This is a genomic window from Paenibacillus sp. HW567 (assembly GCF_000374185.1).
In the GTDB taxonomy this organism is placed as follows: Bacteria; Bacillota; Bacilli; order Paenibacillales; family Paenibacillaceae; genus Paenibacillus_AQ.
Map to the genome: position 1 here is coordinate 3267390 of NZ_KB910518.1, position 19388 is coordinate 3286777.

19 protein-coding genes and 2 pseudogenes are annotated in these 19388 nt (G+C 50.9%); 6 read left to right on the forward strand and 15 right to left on the reverse strand.

Features of this window, described 5'->3' with window-relative positions:
- Nucleotides 1-29: 29 nt before the first annotated feature.
- Nucleotides 30-1538 (forward strand): arabinosylfuranosidase ArfA, encoded by a 1509-nt coding sequence (gene arfA, locus B212_RS0114940; protein ID WP_019911688.1) that lies wholly within the window; start codon nt 30-32, stop codon nt 1536-1538.
- A 6-nt stretch (nt 1539-1544) separates the two neighbouring features.
- Here the strand turns inward: arfA and B212_RS0114945 are convergent, their stop codons facing one another.
- The 3 genes and pseudogenes from B212_RS0114945 to B212_RS31485 all read right to left on the reverse strand — a co-directional run bounded on the left by B212_RS0114945 (nt 1545) and on the right by B212_RS31485 (nt 3562).
- Nucleotides 1545-2234 carry an LrgB family protein gene (locus B212_RS0114945; protein ID WP_019911689.1) on the reverse strand — a complete coding sequence of 230 codons (690 nt, stop codon included), beginning with the start codon at nt 2232-2234 and terminating at the stop codon, nt 1545-1547.
- Nucleotides 2231-2653 carry a CidA/LrgA family protein gene (locus B212_RS0114950; RefSeq protein ID WP_019911690.1) on the reverse strand — a complete coding sequence of 141 codons (423 nt, stop codon included), beginning with the start codon at nt 2651-2653 and terminating at the stop codon, nt 2231-2233. The genes B212_RS0114945 and B212_RS0114950 overlap by 4 nt, the downstream gene beginning before the upstream one ends.
- A 237-nt stretch (nt 2654-2890) precedes the next feature.
- Nucleotides 2891-3562 (reverse strand): annotated as a pseudogene (locus B212_RS31485) (NAD(P)H-dependent oxidoreductase).
- A 146-nt stretch (nt 3563-3708) separates the two neighbouring features.
- Here B212_RS31485 and B212_RS0114960 point away from each other — a divergent pair.
- Nucleotides 3709-4104: a winged helix-turn-helix transcriptional regulator gene (locus B212_RS0114960; RefSeq protein WP_019911693.1), complete on the forward strand. Its 396-nt coding sequence runs from the start codon at nt 3709-3711 to the stop codon at nt 4102-4104.
- Between the two features lie 155 nt (nt 4105-4259).
- Here B212_RS0114960 and B212_RS35380 read toward each other — a convergent pair whose 3' ends face one another.
- Entirely contained in the window at nt 4260-4637 is a 378-nt protein-coding gene (locus B212_RS35380) for a YkvA family protein (RefSeq protein ID WP_019911696.1), read from the reverse strand.
- A 137-nt stretch (nt 4638-4774) separates the two neighbouring features.
- Between B212_RS35380 and B212_RS31490 the strand changes: the two are divergent.
- A pseudogene (locus B212_RS31490) lies at nt 4775-5861 on the forward strand (low temperature requirement protein A).
- Nucleotides 5862-5873: 12 nt separating this feature from the next.
- On the opposite strand, the gene B212_RS0114975 reads toward B212_RS31490, so the two are convergent.
- Complete coding sequence (locus B212_RS0114975) at nt 5874-6845, reverse strand: acetylxylan esterase (RefSeq protein WP_019911699.1); 972 nt, start codon at nt 6843-6845, stop codon at nt 5874-5876.
- Between the two features lie 90 nt (nt 6846-6935).
- Here B212_RS0114975 and B212_RS0114980 point away from each other — a divergent pair, with 90 nt between their 5' ends.
- The gene (locus tag B212_RS0114980; RefSeq protein ID WP_019911700.1) at nt 6936-7775 is read left to right on the forward strand and encodes a sugar phosphate isomerase/epimerase family protein; all 840 of its coding nucleotides are present in this window, start codon (nt 6936-6938) and stop codon (nt 7773-7775) included.
- On the opposite strand, the gene B212_RS0114985 is transcribed toward B212_RS0114980, so the two are convergent.
- Nucleotides 7772-8278, reverse strand: coding sequence for a DinB family protein (locus B212_RS0114985; protein ID WP_019911701.1), 507 nt, complete (start codon nt 8276-8278; stop codon nt 7772-7774). The genes B212_RS0114980 and B212_RS0114985 overlap by 4 nt on opposite strands.
- A 419-nt stretch (nt 8279-8697) precedes the next feature.
- On the opposite strand from B212_RS0114985, the gene B212_RS0114990 reads away from it, so the two are divergent.
- Both B212_RS0114990 and thiD read left to right on the forward strand, forming a co-directional pair.
- Nucleotides 8698-9465, forward strand: a complete 768-nt coding sequence (locus tag B212_RS0114990) for an SGNH/GDSL hydrolase family protein (RefSeq protein ID WP_019911702.1) — start codon at nt 8698-8700, stop codon at nt 9463-9465.
- Between the two features lie 226 nt (nt 9466-9691).
- Nucleotides 9692-10522 (forward strand): bifunctional hydroxymethylpyrimidine kinase/phosphomethylpyrimidine kinase, encoded by an 831-nt coding sequence (thiD, locus tag B212_RS0114995; RefSeq protein ID WP_036668194.1) that lies wholly within the window; start codon nt 9692-9694, stop codon nt 10520-10522.
- 101 nt (nt 10523-10623) lie between these two features.
- Here thiD and B212_RS0115000 read toward each other — a convergent pair whose 3' ends face one another.
- The 9 genes from B212_RS0115000 to nifH all read right to left on the reverse strand — a co-directional run bounded on the left by B212_RS0115000 (nt 10624) and on the right by nifH (nt 18962).
- A complete protein-coding gene (locus B212_RS0115000; RefSeq protein ID WP_019911704.1) occupies nt 10624-11532 on the reverse strand; it encodes a hypothetical protein in 909 nt (302 codons plus the stop codon).
- 124 nt (nt 11533-11656) lie between these two features.
- Nucleotides 11657-12151: a GNAT family N-acetyltransferase gene (locus tag B212_RS0115005; RefSeq protein WP_019911705.1), complete on the reverse strand. Its 495-nt coding sequence runs from the start codon at nt 12149-12151 to the stop codon at nt 11657-11659.
- A 185-nt stretch (nt 12152-12336) separates the two neighbouring features.
- Nucleotides 12337-13383 carry an aromatic ring-hydroxylating oxygenase subunit alpha gene (locus B212_RS0115010; protein ID WP_019911706.1) on the reverse strand — a complete coding sequence of 349 codons (1047 nt, stop codon included), beginning with the start codon at nt 13381-13383 and terminating at the stop codon, nt 12337-12339.
- 240 nt (nt 13384-13623) lie between these two features.
- Nucleotides 13624-14127 carry a pyridoxamine 5'-phosphate oxidase family protein gene (locus tag B212_RS0115015; protein ID WP_019911707.1) on the reverse strand — a complete coding sequence of 168 codons (504 nt, stop codon included), beginning with the start codon at nt 14125-14127 and terminating at the stop codon, nt 13624-13626.
- 50 nt (nt 14128-14177) lie between these two features.
- Nucleotides 14178-14612 (reverse strand): hypothetical protein, encoded by a 435-nt coding sequence (locus tag B212_RS0115020; RefSeq protein WP_019911709.1) that lies wholly within the window; start codon nt 14610-14612, stop codon nt 14178-14180.
- An 86-nt stretch (nt 14613-14698) separates the two neighbouring features.
- Nucleotides 14699-16087 carry a Fe-only nitrogenase subunit beta gene (anfK, locus tag B212_RS0115025; protein ID WP_019911710.1) on the reverse strand — a complete coding sequence of 463 codons (1389 nt, stop codon included), beginning with the start codon at nt 16085-16087 and terminating at the stop codon, nt 14699-14701.
- Nucleotides 16088-16121: 34 nt separating this feature from the next.
- The gene (gene anfG, locus B212_RS0115030) at nt 16122-16472 is read right to left on the reverse strand and encodes a Fe-only nitrogenase subunit delta (protein ID WP_019911711.1); all 351 of its coding nucleotides are present in this window, start codon (nt 16470-16472) and stop codon (nt 16122-16124) included.
- A gap of 18 nt (nt 16473-16490) precedes the next feature.
- A complete protein-coding gene (gene anfD / locus B212_RS0115035) occupies nt 16491-18050 on the reverse strand; it encodes a nitrogenase iron-iron protein, alpha chain (protein WP_019911712.1) in 1560 nt (519 codons plus the stop codon).
- 84 nt (nt 18051-18134) lie between these two features.
- Nucleotides 18135-18962 (reverse strand): nitrogenase iron protein, encoded by an 828-nt coding sequence (gene nifH / locus B212_RS0115040; RefSeq protein WP_019911713.1) that lies wholly within the window; start codon nt 18960-18962, stop codon nt 18135-18137.
- Nucleotides 18963-19388: the final 426 nt, after the last annotated feature.

The window sequence follows — 19388 nt, forward strand, 5'->3', positions numbered from 1 at the left end:
ATATTAATTCAATAAAGGAGCGACTCTTCATGACCATTAAAGCATCCATGATTGTTGACAAAGATTTCAAGCTGGCCGAGGTGGACCCTCGTCTGTACGGTTCATTTATTGAGCATTTGGGACGGGCAGTGTATGGCGGAATCTATGAACCGGGGCATCCTGCGGCTGACGGGAACGGTTTCCGTAAAGACGTTCTTGAAGCGGTGCGGGCACTGAATGTTCCGATTATCCGCTATCCCGGCGGCAATTTTGTCTCCGGCTATAACTGGGAAAATGGCGTTGGCCCCCAATCGGAACGTAAGCGCTGTCTCGAATTGGCCTGGTGGACGACAGAAACGAATCAGGTAGGCACCAATGAGTTCGCTGAATGGGCCAAGCTGGTCGGCTCCGAGGTTATGATGGCAGTCAATCTCGGAACACGCGGAATTGATGCTGCCAGAAATCTGGTTGAATATTGCAACCACCCCTCCGGCTCTTACTGGAGCGACCTGCGGAGATCCCACGGTGTAGAGGCGCCGCATAAATTCAAGACCTGGTGCCTGGGCAATGAGATGGATGGCCCGTGGCAGATTGGAGCCAAGACCGCTGTTGAATACGGACGGCTCGCCAATGAAACCGCCAAGGCGATGCGCTGGGTGGACCCGTCGCTGGAGCTGGTCGCATGCGGAAGCTCGGGCAGCGACATGAGCACTTTTGCCGAATGGGAAGCAACCGTACTGGATTTAACTTATGACAATGTAGATTTCCTTTCTCTGCATACCTATTACAACAACAACGTGGGAGACACGCCTAACTTTCTGGCCAAGTCACTGGATTTGGACCAGTTCATCGACAGTGTGGCAGCGATTTGCGATTATATCAAAGCCAAAAAGAAGAGCAAAAAGAAAATTTATCTGTCTCTGGACGAGTGGAATGTGTGGAAGTCGCAGGGGTCAAGCCGTATGGACACACATTGGCAGATTGCGCCGCCTGAATTTGAGGATGTCTACAATATGGAGGATGCGCTGGTGGTGGGCTGCTGCCTGATCAGCCTGCTGAAGCACGCGGACCGGGTGAAGATGGCATGCCTCGCCCAGTTGATCAACACCATTGCGCCGATTATGACGGAGAATGGCGGTCCATTGTGGCTCCAGACCACTTACTACCCTTACATGCATGCTTCGCTTTACGGCCGGGGAACCGTGCTGCATCCGCTCATTTCCAGCCCGAAATATGATTCCAAGGATTTCACCGATGTTCCTTACCTGGAAGCAGTGAGTGTGTATAACGAGGAGCTTGGCGAGATTACTGTCTTTGCGGTAAACCGTCATTTAAGCGAAGGAATGGAGCTTTCCGTGGATCTGCGCAGCTTCGGGAAGACTACTGTCATTCAGCATACCGTCATGGATCATGACAATCTTCAGGCAGCAAACACTAAGGCCAATCCGGGGGCAGTTCTTCCACATGACCGTGGAACAGCTTCAGCAGAGGGTGGCCGCGTCACCGCCCTGCTGTCCAAAGCGTCCTGGAATGTTATCCGGCTGAAGGTAGAGAGCTAAGCTGACTTAGTGGTACATGATCCAGGCGACGATGGGTCCGACAATGGAGCCTACGATAGCGCAGACTGTCATGGCTACGGAGCTCATGGAGACGGACTGTTCGCCGTACTCCAGCGCTTTGGCTGTGCCAAGGGCGTGAGAGGCAGTTCCCAGACCGATGCCGATACCGGATTCACTGCGGATTCTGAACAGCTTGATAATATACGGCCCGCCAATCGCTCCAGTGAATCCGGCAACCATTACGAATACAGAGGTTAAGGACGAGTTGCCTCCAAGGTTGCTGGAAATCTGGATCGCTACAGCAGTGGTAATGGATTTGGGCAATATCGAGAGCACGTACATTTTGGAAAAACCAAGTCCGGCTGCCAGCAGCAGCCCGCTGAACATCCCGACAAGCAGCCCGGTGACCGTACCTCCCAGGATAGCGGGCAGGTTCTGCCACAGCACATGGCGCTGTTTGTACAGCGGATATGCAAGCGACACCACGGCCGGTCCCAGCAGACGGTTGATCCATTCGCCGCCGATCATGTAGGTCTCATAAGAAATATCGAAGCCAAGCAGCAGAACCACTACGGCAAAGGTCGCGGTCAGCGCCGGCAACAGCACAGGCAGACGAAACCGTCTGTACAGCATGGACATGAACAGGTAGATAGCAACATTCATCAGGACGAAACCTACAGCAAGCAGGATTCTCATGCTTCGTTCCCCTTCCCGGGTACGGCACTGGCTTTGGCATGGTCACTGAGTCCCGCCTTGCGTCCTGCACTGCGGCTTGCGATCCACTCGCTGGAATGGGCCGTCACAACCATGGTCAGCACACTGCTTACAACCAGTATACCGATCAGCAGCAGCCCTCTGCCGCTGAATATGTCCAGATGATTCATAATTCCGGCGGTTGCCGGAATGAAGAACATCGGAAGATAGGCGAGTATAAAGTTCGAGCCGTTCTCGATCAGCTTCACCGGCACAATCTTCAGCAGCAATAACACAAAGAGAAGCAGAAGCCCGACAATGCTGCCCGGAATCGGGAGATGCAGCAGCTTTTGCAGATAATCTCCGATGAGATAAAATACGTACAGTACGCCGACTTCGGCAATGATTCGAATGATTTTCATGCTGCAGGAATCCCTTCAATCTTGAAATAACAATTCTATGTAAAAATACTGACTCTTCTAGACTAGCAGAACTTTCAGTAAGTTTTCAATTCTTTTTCGAGACTTTTATGTATTTTGCATGCACACAAAAACAAAAACGGCTCTGCAGGCAAGCCCGCTGTGTTTCCACAACGCCGCTGCCGGCAGAGCCGTTTTTTTCAGTCAACTTCATTCATCCTGCCGTTATCTCCGGCATGCTTACACCCACTGCACAACCTGATCAGCACTGCGCCGTGTTTTGCCGCGCGGCTCATTAAGACGGTAGCCGAAGGCGACCATACAGGCAATTCCGAAATGCTCAGGGTCCATAATGCCCTCCGCAGCCAGTATCTCTTCGATCTGCTGTTTGTTGAAGCCTTCAATCGGGCAGGAATCAATCCCAATCTGGGCGGCAGCGGTCATCATATTGCCAAGGGCCAAATAGGTCTGGCGTGCGCCCCACTCGAACATTGCCCGCTCATTGCCATCCAGTCCGAAATCCGATTTCAGGAAGGCTGCGTACATGTTGCGTCTACCCTCGGCAATCTCAGGCGGCAGGTTCTGCACCTCCTTCATTAACCCTTCAATATATTCCTATCCGGCCGCCATATCTTTAGGCAATCTAGAGAGAATCAGCACGAAGTGGCTTGCCGTCGGCAGTTGCTTTTGCGCTCCCCAGGCAAACGGACGCAGCTTCTCGCGGATTTGCGGATTCTGCACCACCACAAACTGCCAAGGCTCAAGCCCGAAGGAGCTTGGCGACAGCCGTCCGGTTTCCAGAATAAACTGAAAGTCCCCGCTGCTGATCTTGCGGCTGGCGTCGAATTCTTTAGTGGCATGTCTGAACTGATAAGCCGCCAAGATTTCATTTTTTACTGTTGCTGTTTCCATATTCATACTCCCTTTCGTGTATACTCATAATTTGGTTTGACTCGCCTTGCTTACGTGCTTAATATTAGAGTATATATGCTGAGTTTTGAAGTACGCACATTAATGTAATGTAGTATACAAAATGATACTGAAGGAGTTTATCTGTTATGCGTAATCGAAAAGGCGGATTTGGCGATTGCCCGGATGGTATGGAAACGGCTTGTCCCGTAGAATTCACACTCGACGTGATCGGCGGCAAATGGAAGGGTGTGCTTTTATACCACTTGATGGAGGACAAAAAACGCTTCAATGAATTCCGCCGGATCTGTCCGGGAATTACCCAGCGCATGCTGACTTTACAGCTCCGCGAGCTGGAAGAGGATGGGGTGATCCACCGTGAGGTTTACCAGCAGGTCCCTCCAAAGGTCGAATATTCACTAACCGAGTTCGGCAAGACGCTTATTCCCATCATTAAGCTGATGAAGGACTGGGGCGAGGAATATAAGCAGAACCAGCTTCGCCAGCCCCGGGAGGAGTCGGCCTCCTTATCTCCACAAGTATGAGGAACATAACAGGACAGCCTTCCAAGGAAAGCTGCCCTTTAGTGGAAAATATACAGGTGTAGCTTTTGCTGCACCTTTTTTGTGGATATAAGCAGAAACGGAAGGATGATTTATGATGTGAAACATATAAATTCTTATATTTTCCGAAAAGCCTTTTATTGCTCCTGCTCGAAAAAGGCCTCCGACTTCTGCCGATGCTCATCGGTCACCTGACCGGCTATCGCTCTTACGCCTGCGGCAATAATGGCCGCGTCATCCGTGAAGCCCAGGCCGATCAGCGCATCTGGAATGGCGTCGATTGGAGAAATGAAATAGGCCAGCGCTCCGAAGGCAATGCCTTTCGCCCAGAGCGGGGTTTTGGCGTCAACCGCACAGTAATACATTGCCACCGCATCCTTGGTGAACGGTATTTTGCCGGCAAATTTCTTGGTTTTGCTCCAAAAGCTCTTTTTGACCAGCTCTTCATTCCTCTTGCTGTATTTAAAATTCTCCACAACGGTTTCTGCCGGAACACTCGCTCCATCCTTCTCCACCCTGCAATCCCTCCCCAAAAACTTATAAATGTCTTGCGGTAAGCAGAAAATAACCTTTATTATATCATATAACCCCGGCCGCTCTGGGTAAACAGACTATAAGCTTGAAATCATCTATTGGCAAAGGGGTATGGCAAATGATTGTAAAAAAAGTAACCTGGCTGGAGCTTTTTTATGACTTGCTCTTTGTAGCCGCAGTATCCAAAGCAAGCCATGTGCTGCTGCATGTGGAAGACGGGACCATTTCCCTCCAGACACTGGGCAAATTTGTGCTGATTTTTATCCCCATTTGGTGGGCCTGGGTCGGCCAGACGCTTTGTCAACCGCTTTGGACAGGATATTGCCTCGCACCGGATATTCCTGATCGTCCAATTGTTTTTTGTGCTGATTATGACCGCCAGTCTGTCTGTGGATTTCGACGCCAATTATTATTCATTTCTGATCGGGTATATCGGGCTTCGGGCTATGACTGCAGTTCAATATCATTACGTGCATTCCAAAGAAACCGGACACATGCGGGCCACTGCCCATTATTTAGGCACACGCTTCTGGATTGGGCTCGCGATCTCCGCTTGCTCCCTGTTCTTTGATTCCTGGGTCCGCTATGCGGTGCTGTACGCCGGGATTGCCTTGGACATTACGCTTCCGCTGACCGGCAGAAAAATCCTGGTGAAATCTCCAACCAACACACATCACCTGCTGGAGCGCTTCTCTCTGTTTGCGCTGATTCTGCTTGGGGAATCCGTTGTCAGCATCCTTGCCGTGCTGCAGTCCAGCTCCTGGACCTGGCAGTCTGTGGGATTCGCAGCCCTGACCTTCGTCCTGATTATCGCGATGTGGTGGCAGTATTATGACAACCTGGAGAAAAAGGTGGACAAAAACATCCAAACCGCCGGTCAGACGATTATCTACGGCCATCTGTTTATCTTTTTGTCGCTGTGCATGCTTGCCGCTTCGATCCAACTGTTATTTCTAAATCAGCTTCACTATAACCTAATGGTCAATCTTATCTTCGGTGCCGTTCTACTCTATTTTGCTTCTACAACCTGGGTGTTCCATATTTACAGGCACAAGCAGCAAAGACTTGGAGTCCTCCATTTAGCGCTGCTGACAGCGGTGCTGGCTTTCTTTTACATTCTGAATATGGTAGTCCATGTACCGAATGTGCTCATCATGGGAGAATTGGCGCTGTTCTTTGCTGCCTATGCCAAGGTCACAACCTGATCCGCTTTACACCTAAAGCCCGGCTGATCCCAACTGTCTCTGCAGGAACAGCACCTTCTGCCGCTCATGATACGCGCTGACCTCATGCCCGGAAAACGGGTAATCCAGCATCTGCTTGGGCGACTCGATGCGGTTATATGCGGCATATACGGTCTCCGGCATGCACACTGCATCCTTCCAGCCAACAGACATCAATACGGGAGCTGTAATCCGTGGGGCCAGATTCACGATATCAAAATAGGCAAGATTATGCAGTACCCGCTCCAGATGCTCCGGGTAGCGTTTCACGTAATCGGCGATCTCTGTAAGTGAGCTGCTGGAATTCAGCACGCCAAAGTCCAGCCGGCAGAGATTCGGGATGTCGGCAGCAACCGCCGCGACACGCGGATTCAGGGCTCCGGCGAGTAGTGCAAGCCCCCCGCCCTGGCTGGCGCCGGTGACGGCGATACGCGACGGGTCCACTCCCGGCAGCTCCGCAGCGGTATCTATAGCCCGGACAGTATCTATCGCTACAGCCATATAATAGGAGCGTTCCTTGTCCAGAAGCCCCTGGGTAATCCAGCCCCGGCTTCCACCGCTTTCGTGGGACAGCCGGTTGCCGGTCTCCCCAAGCTGCCCCCGCACATCTACAGCCAGAACAGCATACCCGAGCAGCACCCAGGAGGCGTACTGCTCCGGGTATCCACGGTCTCGGGTATAACCGGGGAACGTCACGATACAGGGCCGCAGTTCTCCGCCAGACGCAGGGAACGAGGGCTGGATATACCAGGCATGGACTGTGGTTTCATCAAAACCCTTGAAGCTGATCCTGCTCACCTGCATTCCCGGATACGGCGTAACTTCGGGAACAGAAACCCATTCCAGGGGTCTGTTCCCATATTCCTCAAGGATACTATCCCAATAACTGTTGACCGTCTCCATATCCAGTGTCGGTTCCGGACGGCAATTCTGAAGCTCCTGCTTGCGTTGCTCAATCGTATTCATCTCATGCACTCCTATTTGTTAAGCTCTTTATCATTGCATATCATTGTAAGCGCTATTAATATTAATACAAATCCATAGATTTCAAAGGAGATGTTCGTTATTCGTTACGGAACCTTAGCACACACCGCAGGCTGTTTACCGCTTAAAGAGCTGACTGCCGCTCTTCAGGACTACGGAATTGACTTTGTACAACTCGCCTTGTCCAAAGCTATACAGGATATTGACACTTCAACCGGCAAGCTCAGCCCCGGCTTGGCCAATTATATCGGTGAGCAGTTTGACAAGGCAGGCATCCGCATCGGCGTGCTCGGCTGCTACATCAATCCCATTCACCCCGACCCGGCGGTCCGCCGGCAGGAGATCAAGCGATTCAAGGAGCATTTGCGTTATGCCCGGCAATTCGGTGCCCCGATGGTGGCGACAGAGACCGGGAATTTGACTACCTATAAAGAGCTTGAGCCTTCGCGGTATGAAGAACTCGGTTGGGACACGCTCAAGTCCACAGTTGAGGAGTTAGCTGAAGAAGCCGAGAAATGGGGCGTTCTTCTGGGTCTTGAGGGCGTCAGAAGCCACACTCTGTCTACCCCGGCAAAAATGCGCCGCATTCTGGATGAAGTACCTTCCAGCGCAATCGGAGTAGTGTTCGATCCCTGCAATTTAATCGGGGATCAGGTGCACTTACAGGATGAAATTGTCGACGATTCCTTCAGCCTGTTCGGTGAACGGATTATTCTGGCCCATCTTAAGGGGATCTATGCCGATGGAAGCGGGTTCCGTCACGGCAAAGCCGGGCAGGGACTGTTCCACACCGCTGACTTCCTGAAGAAGCTTCAGGCCTGCAAGCCGATGATCGACGTCTCCCTTGAGGATATTTCGGGTCCTGATGTCAAAGAGACGGTTGCCCTGATGAAAAGCCTGTGCAGCAATTAATTGTAGTGCTTCCAGTTCAGTAAATGAACATCTTCTTCCTGCAGCCATTTAGCAGCGTATACAATCTGACCGGTATGGTAAGAATAGTGCTCTGCCGTACCGATCAGAATCTTTTGGATGCTCCAATTATAGCTGTCAACGCCCGAGCTCTCCGGGTAATGCACGGTAACCACCCGCTCCAAATCTTCCCCGGTCAGATCACGGACTACCGACCAGCTCTCTGCTCTCACCTGTCTTAGCTGTTCCAGCAGCTCTTCAGCCGGATACCCTCCCCTGGTCAGGAACTCCGCAGGTCTATCCCTATCTGCTGACCGGTTGCCAATCGCGCTGACCAAATGCTGGTATTCATTGCCGGCCAGATGCAGGCACAGGTTGCCGATTGCATTCATCTTCTCCCTGGGACGGAACCACACCTTCTCTTCCGGCAGCCTCCCGACGGCCAGCTCCAAATAGCCCAGCGATTGATCCAGTCTTCGCATGCATTCCGTGATAATCTCACTCATTCTATTTCCTCCTCTGCCGGTATATTGGAGTGCTTTTTCTTATTTATCATATCACTGCAAAGCTGTAAGTTATATCTCACATTCTTATTCAGCCTGTAGAAGTTGAACTTAAAAAACATAAAAAAGGGCGGAAGTAACGGAGGGGAAGTTTGGAACTGGAGGAGCGGTAGCGTCCGCCTTTGTCTGCGGATTTCCACCGCGAAGAGCGGTATAAATCAAGAAATCTGCAGACAACAGCGGCCGGAAGTCCAAACATTCCCCGCAGTTACGACTAGACCCAATATGAAAATCTATAGCTCAACTGATATAACCATCTACTGAATGAACAGTAGTTATAACCGTGACATTTATACATAGGCAACGCCATCGCGAAGGTTTACACTAAGATTAAATACAGTACAGATACCGGAGGTGAAGCAATGCATATGAACGAAGAACGTTCAGTAAATGCGGAGCTTGGGCTTAAATATATGGTCAGCGGCGACTCCATTTCCAAAGGCGTGGTCTATGATGAAGCCAGAAGCAAATATGTCATTCTGGAGGATAACTATGTCTCTTTGCTGCAAGGGAAGCTGACGGGGGCGCTGCGCAACACAGCAAGATTCGGTAATACCCTGCTCAAGGGCTTCGGCAATCTGAAACGCGATGTGCTGAAGGAGAAGCCGGATGTGGTGCTGATTGAATACGGGGGAAATGACTGTGATTTCCACTGGGAAGAGATTGCGAACGACCCGGAGGCAGAGCATAATCCGAAGACCGCATTTCCGGCATTCGAACGCATGCTGCTCGATATGATTGATTTCCTGAAGAATCAGGGCATAACCCCTATTCTGATGAGTCTTCCTCCGCTGAATGCGGATAACTATTTCAAGTGGGTCAGCGGAAATAATCCGGCCTCGGAAGTGAACATTATGAAATTTCTCGGCAGCGTGACCAAAATTTACTGGTGGCAGGAAAGATACAACTCCACCATTATCAAGGTCGCGGAGGCTACCAGAACCAAAATCATTGATGTCCGGGGCGCATTTCTCCAGCAGCCGGATTACACCCAGTTTATTTGCCGTGACGGAATCCACCCCAACAAGGAAGGCCACCGCATTATCTTTGACAAAGTACTGGATTTCTTCCGCACCACTGAACCCCATCTGCTGCTGGACAGCCCGGGACAGGCTCTACATAGCCGCTGAAATCACAAAAAACGGGGACAATCAGAAGGAACATACTGAAGGCCTGCGGCATATCCGATGATGTGCGCAGGCCTATTCACTTGATCAATGCAGCAGAACCCAATAGCCCTCCAGGCGAAGTCTTCACTTTATGGGGTTATTTTGCGGACGGCAGCAGTGAATTTTGTTATAATATCGTAGTGTTTAAAATGATTCCTTTCGAATCAGGCAATATCTATTTATATACATGAAGGGGACGTTCACTTTGTCAAAAATCATCAAAACCTTAACGATTGCCGGAAGTGACTCCAGCGGAGGCGCCGGCATTCAGGCTGATCTGAAAACGTTTGAGGAGTATGGCACCTATGGTTTCAGCGCTTTGACCACGATTGTGACGATGGACACGGATAACGGCTGGCATCACAACGTCTATCCGATTGATGCGTCAATTGTAGCGGAGCAACTGAAAACCGTGTTCGCCGGCGGACCTGTGGATGCTATGAAGACCGGCATGCTGGGCAGCGTAGATATCGTCCATGTCGCGGAAAAAGCGATTAAAGACAATCAGCAGACCAATGTTGTCATTGATCCGGTCATGGTCTGCAAAGGCGAAGACGAAGTACTGAATCCGGAGAGCGCCCATGCGATCCGCGATCTGCTGCTGCCGCTGGCCACTGTGGTCACGCCTAACTTGTTCGAAGCAGGTGTGCTTTCCGGGCTGGGCAAGCTCTCCTCGATTGAAGAAATGAAAGAGGCTGCCCGTCTGATTCACCTGCTCGGCACGCAGAATGTTGTCGTAAAGGGCGGCAAGGCGCTCGGCGGCGATAAGGCCATCGACGTGTTCTTTGACGGCTCCGAATACACCGTGCTGGAAACAGCCAAAATTGAACCGGCCTACAACCACGGAGCAGGCTGCACCTTTGCCGCTGCCATTACAGGTGGCCTGGCTAACGGCCTTTCTGTACATGATGCCGTAGTCAAGGCGAAGGATTTCGTCTCCGCAGCGATTCGCAGCGGCTATGCCTTCAACCAATATGTCGGCCCGGTCTTCCACGGCGGCTACCGCTTGGAGCAGTAGGACAACGTTCCCAGCCGATTCGATGCAACAAAAGCAATGGCGGAATGAAAGGGCCTCCTTCCATTCCGCCATTATTGTTATTCCTCTATTCTACGAGTACCTTACTTTCCTGCTGCCTCCCCGGCAACATGCTTTACGAAATCAAACATCTTAACCTTCTGTTCTTCCCCGCCCAGAACTCCGATCTCGACGGACTGAGTATTCCGGTTAATGGGCAGAGCAGACACAAACTTTGAGTCCGTAATGTCCACAGCATACAGCTCTTTCTGGCCGGTCTCTCCGTCCGTTCCCCACTGTAAACGGGCATCGTCACTTGAAATCTTCCCGTCCTTCAGAATCGGCTCAAGATTCTGAAACCCGTCCTGTCCACCGATCCATTTAAGGGTGGCTTCATCCAAAATGAGAATATCCGGTGAATTCGCCGCCAGCTCGACAACTGCCTTTTGCATATAGTTCATATCGAGCGTATCTGCGCCCGCCCCTGTTTTGGGAAGGTAGACAATGCTGCTGTCCACCCGTTTCCACTGCGGGTATTCTGCAAGAATCGCCTTGTTCAGATCATCCATCTTGCCGTCCGGGTCCTTCACCCCGAAATTGCCGATGAACATGATTTTGGCGTCGATCGGGGGCAACGAAGCCAAGTATTTTCTGTGCTGCCAATTGTTATACAGCGCATTTCCGCCGGCAATGAGCACAATGACGGCGATGATGCCGAGGATAACATGTGTCTTATAGAGCCGCATAAAGCGCTCCCATTTCCGTGCTCCACCGGCAAGACTGCCGTATTTGGCCAACCGCTGGTCCTCCGCCTCTTGAATCTCCTGCTGATCTCTGGAATCCAGAATAAGCTTGATTGCCTGAAACTCTTCTTCATAGGCTGCTATTTCCGTTTCACTCTTCAGCGAACGGCGCCGTCTCAGCAGCAGATCAAAACGCTTGTTGAGCTCTTCTCCCGTTACGGTTTCAGAAAGCCCTAACCTTTCATAGGCTTGCTTCAGTTTCTCGTTCACAATAAAGTCTCCTTTGGTATGATGCCCGCCCTGCTTAGCGCCGTTGCCGGATCAGTCTTGGATTTTGTTGATGTCATTCTATTTTACCAGACATGCCCCTATATTCTCCAGTCGAGCAGAGAAGTCAGCTTTTCTCCATTAAAAAAAATGCCTGCTCTGTCTCCCCATACGTATTGATGAAGGCACCCGTTTGCCGGAACCCTGCTTTTCGATACAGAGAAATGGCTCTGTGATTAAAAGAGGCAACACTCAATCTGAAGGTCGCCGGGGCATACTTCTGTTGACCGAATTTCAACCCCGCCTGCAAAAAATCGAGCCCTCTCCCCATTCCCGTAAGCTCCGGTCTGAGACCCAGACCAATATCCAGCACACTATCCCCTATGTATAATCCTTGCCTGATTCCTCCGGGAACCTGAGCGTTTCTCCCGTAACAGAAAAATCCAATCAGTTCTCCCTCCTGAGCTGTTACTGAAAAATAAGAACCATCCATTAATTCTTGAATGCTGTCTGAATCGTCCGTCATATTATAGATAGAATAAGGCGGATCATATTCCCAAATTACGATTTCGCGCGCTTCCTGCTCCTTCATGACAGAGATAGTTAGCTTCCCGCTATTCAAGCTGCAAAACTCCTTCCCCGCATCCCCTTTCTATTAAAAGTAGAAGAAAATAGAGTGAAATGCAACTTTCCGCCAAGACATGCCTTCTATTCCAATGGCAAACACAAAAACCTCCTTGCGTCTGCTCTGTAAGAGCAAATCACAAGAAGGAATAGGTCTACAGCTCTTATAAATAAGTCCCTCTCCTAAGAAGTATAAGACCGTCCCAGCCCCAGTTCGGTAAGAAGCTGGCGGTAAGCAATGGAGGTGCGGTCTGCCGGGATATGGGCTTCGGCCTGCAAATCCAGCGGCAAGTCCTCTGGAGTCTGCGATTCCACCATTTCGGCGTCTTCCCCAAAGACCTGCAGATTGAACTGAATCGTATCCTCCACCGGCGCACTCTTGTCGAAGTTTCTGGAGATCGGGCAGAACAGCCGCGTGTAGCGGGCGGAGACCGGAGAAGCGCAGTTGAGAATTTTGAGCCTACCCTCATCCGGAAAATATACTGTAAGCGAAGCGGCAAACGGAGGAAATACGCGGAACTCACGCAGCCACATGAAGCCCTCCGGCGCCGGATTCTCCTGGCCTTTGCCATAATTGCTGACTGTACTCCAGTATTCGGCCACCAGCTCGCCGCCCTCGCGTCTTACCTTGTATTGCGGAACCTCCGTATTGTTGCGGTCGCCGAAGGTCGCCGTATGCACATAAGCAAAATGTGAGACATCCAGGAACCCTTCCATCTGGCGGCCGGATGAACCGGCAATATCGAAGCTTGGCGGCAAAATATTAATATAGTCCGGATCATCCCAGCCCGGAAATGCCGGAATTTGCTCCGGCGCTGACCCCAGGCAGGTCCAGATTAGGCCATAACGCTCAACAGCCGGGTAGACAATCAGTTTCAACTTGGGGGATATTTTGGAGCTGGGATGTGCAGGTACGGCCGTACACTTGCCTTCGCAGTTATAACGGAAGCCGTGGTACGGGCAGACGATTTCGCCATTCTCCACCCAGCCCTTGCTCAGCGGCGCTCCCCGGTGGAAGCACAGATCACGGGCAACGACCACCTTGCCTTCACTGCGGTAGCACACCAGCTTCATATCCAGCAACTTCACTCCAAGCGGCTTATCCTGCACTTCATCCGCAATCGCTATTGGATACCAATATTCAGCCAGCACGCGCCAGTCCTCAGGGGAGAACGTGCAATCACGGGGAAGCTCTAGCTCTTGTGCCGGTATCTTCTTTTCCTCTATCATGTTCGTTCCACCTCTCCATTCACTTTGAACTCCATATAAGCAGTGAATTATATGTTAGATTATATAACTTATTGCGTGTATTTTAATATCATTTTGCTGTAAAAATCAATTGCGAATCATTTATTTTTGTTCACCCGTCTAAAAACAACGTTCAAATGTTATGCATCATAACATTTGTCACAGTAAAAAACAGCCTTCCAGTCATTCGGAAGGCTGTTTTTATGCTTAGCGGCCACCTATTCAAACAGCGGCATTCTCCTTGGCTGTCAGGTGGACCGGTGTCAGACGATAGACGGCTACTGCGTTCCCATCCATAGAAGACCTGTATTTCTCAACCATCCGGGCAGTCATTTCCTGCTTGTAGAAGCCCGGCGTGTATTTGTCCAAAATTTTCTGCAGCACTCCGGAAGCTTCATCCATGTCGGTGACTCTGGATGCTTCACCGAACAGCATTACGCTGAAGTATGCGGTATCCGCCTTACAGGGAACCGGATCGGTCACCGTACTGTCCTCCCGGTAAACCGTGAAGCTTACGGCCGGATGCTCTGCGAGCAGACGCACCTTTTTGCCGGAGCCCATGCCGTGGAAATACACAGCGCCTTCATGCCACACATAATTGACCGGAACCGCATAGGGGTAGGCATCCCCGCCGATACCGACAACGCCAATTCTTGCCGTATTAAGAAATTCCCCGATCCGCTCCTGGTCACGGCAATCCCTTTGCTTATAGCTTACATGCTCCATCCTTGCAGCTTCCTCCCCTCCTGTTCGCTGAACCGGCTCAGGTGACTCCGCTATCCAGTCATACTTGCCGCTGCCGCCGCTCTTACCAAGGAAATCCTGGCCGGATCGAACAGCCCGCGCACCTGCTCGCACATGCTCAGCACACGGGTCGAATCCTCCGGCTTCGGCGTCCCATGAAAATAATCATCCAATGAGCAGATGCCAAAAATGAAATCCAGCGATCTGATCTCTTTATTCAGCTCCTTAGGGACATCTACAACAGTCTCTACTGCATTCATGAGACAGATATAATTATGATTCAGCGGGATGGCCCCATAAAGATGGCATAAGGCGACAAGATATCGTTCCAGCGCTACTGAACCCACATTGAATACCAGGCTGAGCCGCTGCTGTTGCCGCAAAAATTGCTCCGCTCTGCGATGATACGCCAAAGCATCCCGATAGTTCTCCTCAAAATCCTCCAGATCCGTTTCCGTTGCCAGCATAGCGCTGTACACCTCCCCCATAGCTAATGTTTATCCCTTGTTATAAGAACTATTGAAAATCATCATTCCACTCTCCTGCGCAAATGCTACCACACGCTCAGAATCCATTCCTTGTTCCGCTTGTACTCCATATCAGTGAACAGGGTATTGGCAATTTCTTCAGCCAAGCGGATCGCCCCGGCATAACCAACGGTTGGATGGCGGTATAATCCTGCACGGTCATAAGTAGGGAAGCCTACCCGGACCATAGGGATATTATTGTCGATGGCGGTGAAGCGCCCTTTGGAGTGGCCAAGAATCAGATCCAGCTCCACTTCCTTGTTCTTGATCCGGCTTTCCAGCTCCATCAAATCGGCATTGAGTACAATTTCCATACCGAATTCCACATTATTTTGCAGCGCCTGGATACGCGGATCGTTCTTGTAGGTGGTATTGTCGTCGCCAAGCAGCAGAAGCACCGGCTGCATCTCCAGATCAATGCAGAATTCAGCGAGACCGATAACGAGATCCGGATGTCCATAGATCGCCACCTTCTTGTCAGCAAGGAACATATGCACCAGATCCGCCAGAGCGTCGATGGCAACCCCCCGCTCGCGAACCAGGGATTGCGGAATGGGCTTCCCGGTCAGCTTTTTGACGTTCTGCAGAAAGGTATCGGTGTTGCGGATGCCAATCGGTGTAGGACCAATAACGGCGGGAATGCCGAATTCATCCTCCAGATATTTTGCAGCCTTGCCCCCCTCGTACTTGTTAAGCGCGATTGTAGCCAGCGCATCCGCCGTCCCGGTTAAATCCGCTATCGTAGTGCTGCCGTGCGATTCCCCGCTTTTATCGGGCAGAATGGGCGAATCAAAGCTTTCTATTTCAAACAACACCGTAGCATCCACTTGCATTTCGTCCAGCAGGTGCTTGAGTGCCGTCACATCTCCGGGGTTAACCCAGCCTGTGATCAGATTCAGCTTGCCGTTTGGCTGGTCCTTGCGGGCAAAATGCCTCACAAAGGCATCGACGGCCACATCATAACCACTCACCTGGCTGCCTACAAAGCTGGGCGTATGCACCGCGATCAGATGCACCTCCCGGCCGGCATATTTTTCCTTGAGCAGCCCGTTGTTCAGCTTCAGAATGACACCGTCCACATCATCGCCAATGACCTCTGTCGAGCAGGTGGTGATGATCGGCACAACCTTCACATCCGGGTAGCGCATAAGCAGCACATCCACCGCTTCCTCGACACGGTTCAGTGCGCCGAATACCGCACCATCCTCATGAACAGAGGAGGAAGCGAGCAGAAAGTTATCCTTGAAATGCTGGGAGAACAGCAGACGGACAAACATTACACAGCCTTGGCCGCCATGAACAATTCCGATGCAATCCTTGATTCCGATACTGGCATACTGCGCGCCTGCCGGCTGGCAGGTGAATATCGGATTAATAACACCGCTGCGTTCCTTTTGAATGATTTCACAAGTCATAGTCTGGCCCCCTCCGATTATTCACTTACGCGAATTAATATTGCTTGACAGTAAGCTCCTTGTTCAGCGACCCGGTTATGGTCACATAATCAATCCGCTCCTTCAGCGCCTGCATCAGTTGCTTAATTTCCGCTATACCCATTTCGGCCAGCCATTCGAACCGTTTGGTGTACTCTTCCGCCAGGACTACGGCATCCACCCAATAACAGCGGTCCGCAGGGGTTCCTTTGTCTACCGGTTCACCGCAGAGAATCTGCATGGTTTTCGTGAGAACGCCCTCGTTTTGCTTTTCCCTGTCCCAGGAACGGGAGTGAAACTGCCAGAGGCATTTTTTCATAATATAATTTTCCAGCTCCGCAACTCTCTCCTTCATCACATCTTCCATAGAATTCCCCTCCCTCCGCTACACGCCTGCGAGCTGATTTTGCAAATATGGATACGTTTTGGTCCGCAGTTTGGAGACGGAGTCATACCCGCCGGTATATTGCCGCAGAGTGGTTGAATTTCTGACCTCTTCGCTCAAATTCACGTCGGACACCATCCGCTGGGTGGCGAAGCCTTTATCCGTCGGAATCTCATCCTTGCTGATATCCAGTGCTGACAACTGATGAATCGGTGAATAGATGGCATTATAAATATCGCGGGCAAATCTGACCCAACCCTCGTAGCCTTTGTACGGACCGTTGTGATAGGCGTGGGCATTGAGATAAGGAACCCGGATCTTCTTCGCAACCTCGCCAGGACGTTTACCTGTGAAAATAATGTCCGGCTTCAGCTTCTCCATCGCCTCAAGCCCTTCCAGCTCGTTCGGATCGTCGATGGCGAGAGCGCCCTGCTCACAGCGGGCAATGCCTTTTTCCATGTCGCCTTGATGGCCGAACTTCGTATACAGGGATACGACCTCAACCCCCATTTCCTCATGGATGACATTGGCCCAGTGCCAGAGCTTGGAGCCGCCGGGCCAGAGGCAGACCTTTTTACCTTGGAGGCGTTCCCTGTACCAGTCCAGCTCCGGCTTCCATCTGGCGGTCTGCTCATCAATAATTGCCTGCGCCCGGTCTTCGATACCGAAGAACAAGCCAACCTTGCGGAGTGAGGCAGACAGCGGTTCGAAACCAAAGCCGTCGATGTCCAGACGCGGAATTCCGTATTTCACCCGCAGCTCATTGCAGATGTACTCGGCGGAACGCGCGCATTCCAGAACGTTCAGATGCGCCCGGTGCATCGCCCGGAGATCATCGTAGGAGCCGTTGCCGGTAAAGGTGGACAGCACCTGAATGCCCATGCTTTTGAAATAATCGACCATAACCTCCTGATCGCCCTGGATGTTATATTCGCCGACATAATTGATGACATAATCGCTGGTAATCTTCGGTTCAACCGTTCCCACTTTCGAGTTGATCCAGGCGATGTTGATTTTGTGGTGGCCGCCGGATTGGCTCGGTCCCGCGAACCCGGGAGAGTTGCAGACGAAGATATCCACATCAGGCATCTCATCCATAACCTCCTGCGCAACCGCACCGATGTCATCGCCAATCAACGCCGTGGCACAGGTGGAGTAGATCGTCATCCGTTTGATTTCAGGAAAAGCCTTGAACGCTTCTACAATATTCTTCTTAAGCAGCCCTTCGGCTCCGAAGACGATATGCTTCTCCTTCACATCCGAGGCAAAGGTGTTCTTGATCTGAAAATTGTCATTGTCGCTGATATAGCGTTTGGTCTGCCAAGTATCGTAAGTGCATCCGACCGGGCCGTGACTCAGATGGATAACATCCTTCATTGGTGTGCCGATAACATGCTTGGCTCCGCAGTAGGCGCAGCCCCGCTCGGAGATCGTTCCCGGAATCGTGTTGAGGTAGCCTTCGGGAAGGGCAGAGGTCAAATCCTCGCCGGGACCTTTGACCACAGCATGCTTGGTCCGCTCTGGAATGCACTCGCTGCATTTAAAAGTATGATATGGCATGGTTATTCCTCCTAAAAGTTTTGTCGGCATATGCTTCGTGAACCCGCTTCGCAAAACTGGCTTCAAAAGCCTACGCTTTAGTTTTTAATCGCCAATTCCATATTTGACTACCATCGCTTCCAGTTCATCCATGCTCAGCGGCTTGGGGATCACAAAATTTTCGTTCTCGATGATTTTGCGGCCCAGCTCGCCGTATTCCCCTGCCTGCTTACTCTCGGAATCGAATTCAACGACCGTCTTTTTGTTAAACTCTGCTTTCTGAACGATATTGTCACGGGGCATGAAATGAATCATTTGTGTGCCGATTGAGGCGGTGAATTCCTCCAGAAATTCTCTTTCCCGGTCCACATTCCGGCTGTTGCAGATGATTCCGCCAAGACGGACGCCGCTTTGCTTGGCATATTTGACAAGACCCTTACAGATATTGTTCGCCGCATATATGGCCATCATCTCGCCCGATGCTACGATGTACACCTCCTGGGCCTTGCCGTCGCGGATCGGCATTGCGAAGCCCCCGCACACTACATCACCCAGTACATCGAAGAACACAAAATCCAAATCGTCGGTGTAGGCGCCATTGCTCTCCATCAGATCAATCGCTGTAATGACGCCACGTCCGGCGCAGCCAACCCCCGGTTCAGGCCCGCCCGATTCCACACACTGGATACCGAGATAACCCGACTTCACAACCTTCTCGGTAGTGATGTTCTCGGCACCGTCATCACGGAGCATATCCATCAGCGTCTTCTGATTCATCCCGCCGAGAATCATCCGTGTGGAATCGGCCTTCGGGTCACAGCCGTGAATAAACACCTTTTTGTCATGGTAGTAAGCCATTGCCGCAGCCGTGTTCTGTTGTGTAGTAGACTTTCCGATTCCACCCTTGCCGTAGATTGCAATTTTTCTAGTCATTTCTCCACACTCCCGCTTTAATATTTTTCTGAATCTGTTGGTGCTCTGGATTTGACTAGATCATAACAAAATTGAAGAACCTGTCAACGACATAAACGAACCTTAATCGGGGTTTACCTTTTCAACATTCGTAAATACTGTTTTGAAAACGCTATCTAATTATCATGACATAGCAGATATCACTTTTATTCCGAACGAACCTCTACTACTTAGCTGTAAAAGCGCAATCATCTGCATCAAAATAATGTTTTTAAGCGCAAGATGTTATATTACCTTACACAAAATATGAACCTACTGTTAAATCAGCCATTTATCCGTTGTAAGTGACGGTTCGTGAGATGTAAAATAACACATGAAGAAACATACATCAAAAAGCATTTACCCGTTGCAAGAGGCATAAGCTATCATGAAATCATCATTTTTCGT

What these genes read in the sequence shown, in the direction of transcription:
- B212_RS0114950 (WP_019911690.1), bottom strand. Translation starts at nt 2,653, where the DNA reads ATGAAAATCATTCGAATCATTGCCGAAGTCGGCGTACTGTACGTATTT.
- B212_RS0114990 (WP_019911702.1), top strand. Translation starts at nt 8,698, where the DNA reads ATGCATATGAACGAAGAACGTTCAGTAAATGCGGAGCTTGGGCTTAAA.
- B212_RS0115020 (WP_019911709.1), bottom strand. Translation starts at nt 14,612, where the DNA reads ATGCTGGCAACGGAAACGGATCTGGAGGATTTTGAGGAGAACTATCGG.
- anfD (WP_019911712.1), bottom strand. Translation starts at nt 18,050, where the DNA reads ATGCCATATCATACTTTTAAATGCAGCGAGTGCATTCCAGAGCGGACC.
- thiD (WP_036668194.1), top strand. Translation starts at nt 9,692, where the DNA reads ATGAAGGGGACGTTCACTTTGTCAAAAATCATCAAAACCTTAACGATT.
- B212_RS0114980 (WP_019911700.1), top strand. Translation starts at nt 6,936, where the DNA reads ATGTTCGTTATTCGTTACGGAACCTTAGCACACACCGCAGGCTGTTTA.
- B212_RS0114945 (WP_019911689.1), bottom strand. Translation starts at nt 2,234, where the DNA reads ATGAGAATCCTGCTTGCTGTAGGTTTCGTCCTGATGAATGTTGCTATC.
- B212_RS0114960 (WP_019911693.1), top strand. Translation starts at nt 3,709, where the DNA reads ATGCGTAATCGAAAAGGCGGATTTGGCGATTGCCCGGATGGTATGGAA.
- B212_RS0115015 (WP_019911707.1), bottom strand. Translation starts at nt 14,127, where the DNA reads ATGGAGCATGTAAGCTATAAGCAAAGGGATTGCCGTGACCAGGAGCGG.
- B212_RS0114975 (WP_019911699.1), bottom strand. Translation starts at nt 6,845, where the DNA reads ATGAATACGATTGAGCAACGCAAGCAGGAGCTTCAGAATTGCCGTCCG.
- anfG (WP_019911711.1), bottom strand. Translation starts at nt 16,472, where the DNA reads ATGGAAGATGTGATGAAGGAGAGAGTTGCGGAGCTGGAAAATTATATT.
- B212_RS0115010 (WP_019911706.1), bottom strand. Translation starts at nt 13,383, where the DNA reads ATGATAGAGGAAAAGAAGATACCGGCACAAGAGCTAGAGCTTCCCCGT.
- nifH (WP_019911713.1), bottom strand. Translation starts at nt 18,962, where the DNA reads ATGACTAGAAAAATTGCAATCTACGGCAAGGGTGGAATCGGAAAGTCT.
- arfA (WP_019911688.1), top strand. Translation starts at nt 30, where the DNA reads ATGACCATTAAAGCATCCATGATTGTTGACAAAGATTTCAAGCTGGCC.
- anfK (WP_019911710.1), bottom strand. Translation starts at nt 16,087, where the DNA reads ATGACTTGTGAAATCATTCAAAAGGAACGCAGCGGTGTTATTAATCCG.
- B212_RS0114985 (WP_019911701.1), bottom strand. Translation starts at nt 8,278, where the DNA reads ATGAGTGAGATTATCACGGAATGCATGCGAAGACTGGATCAATCGCTG.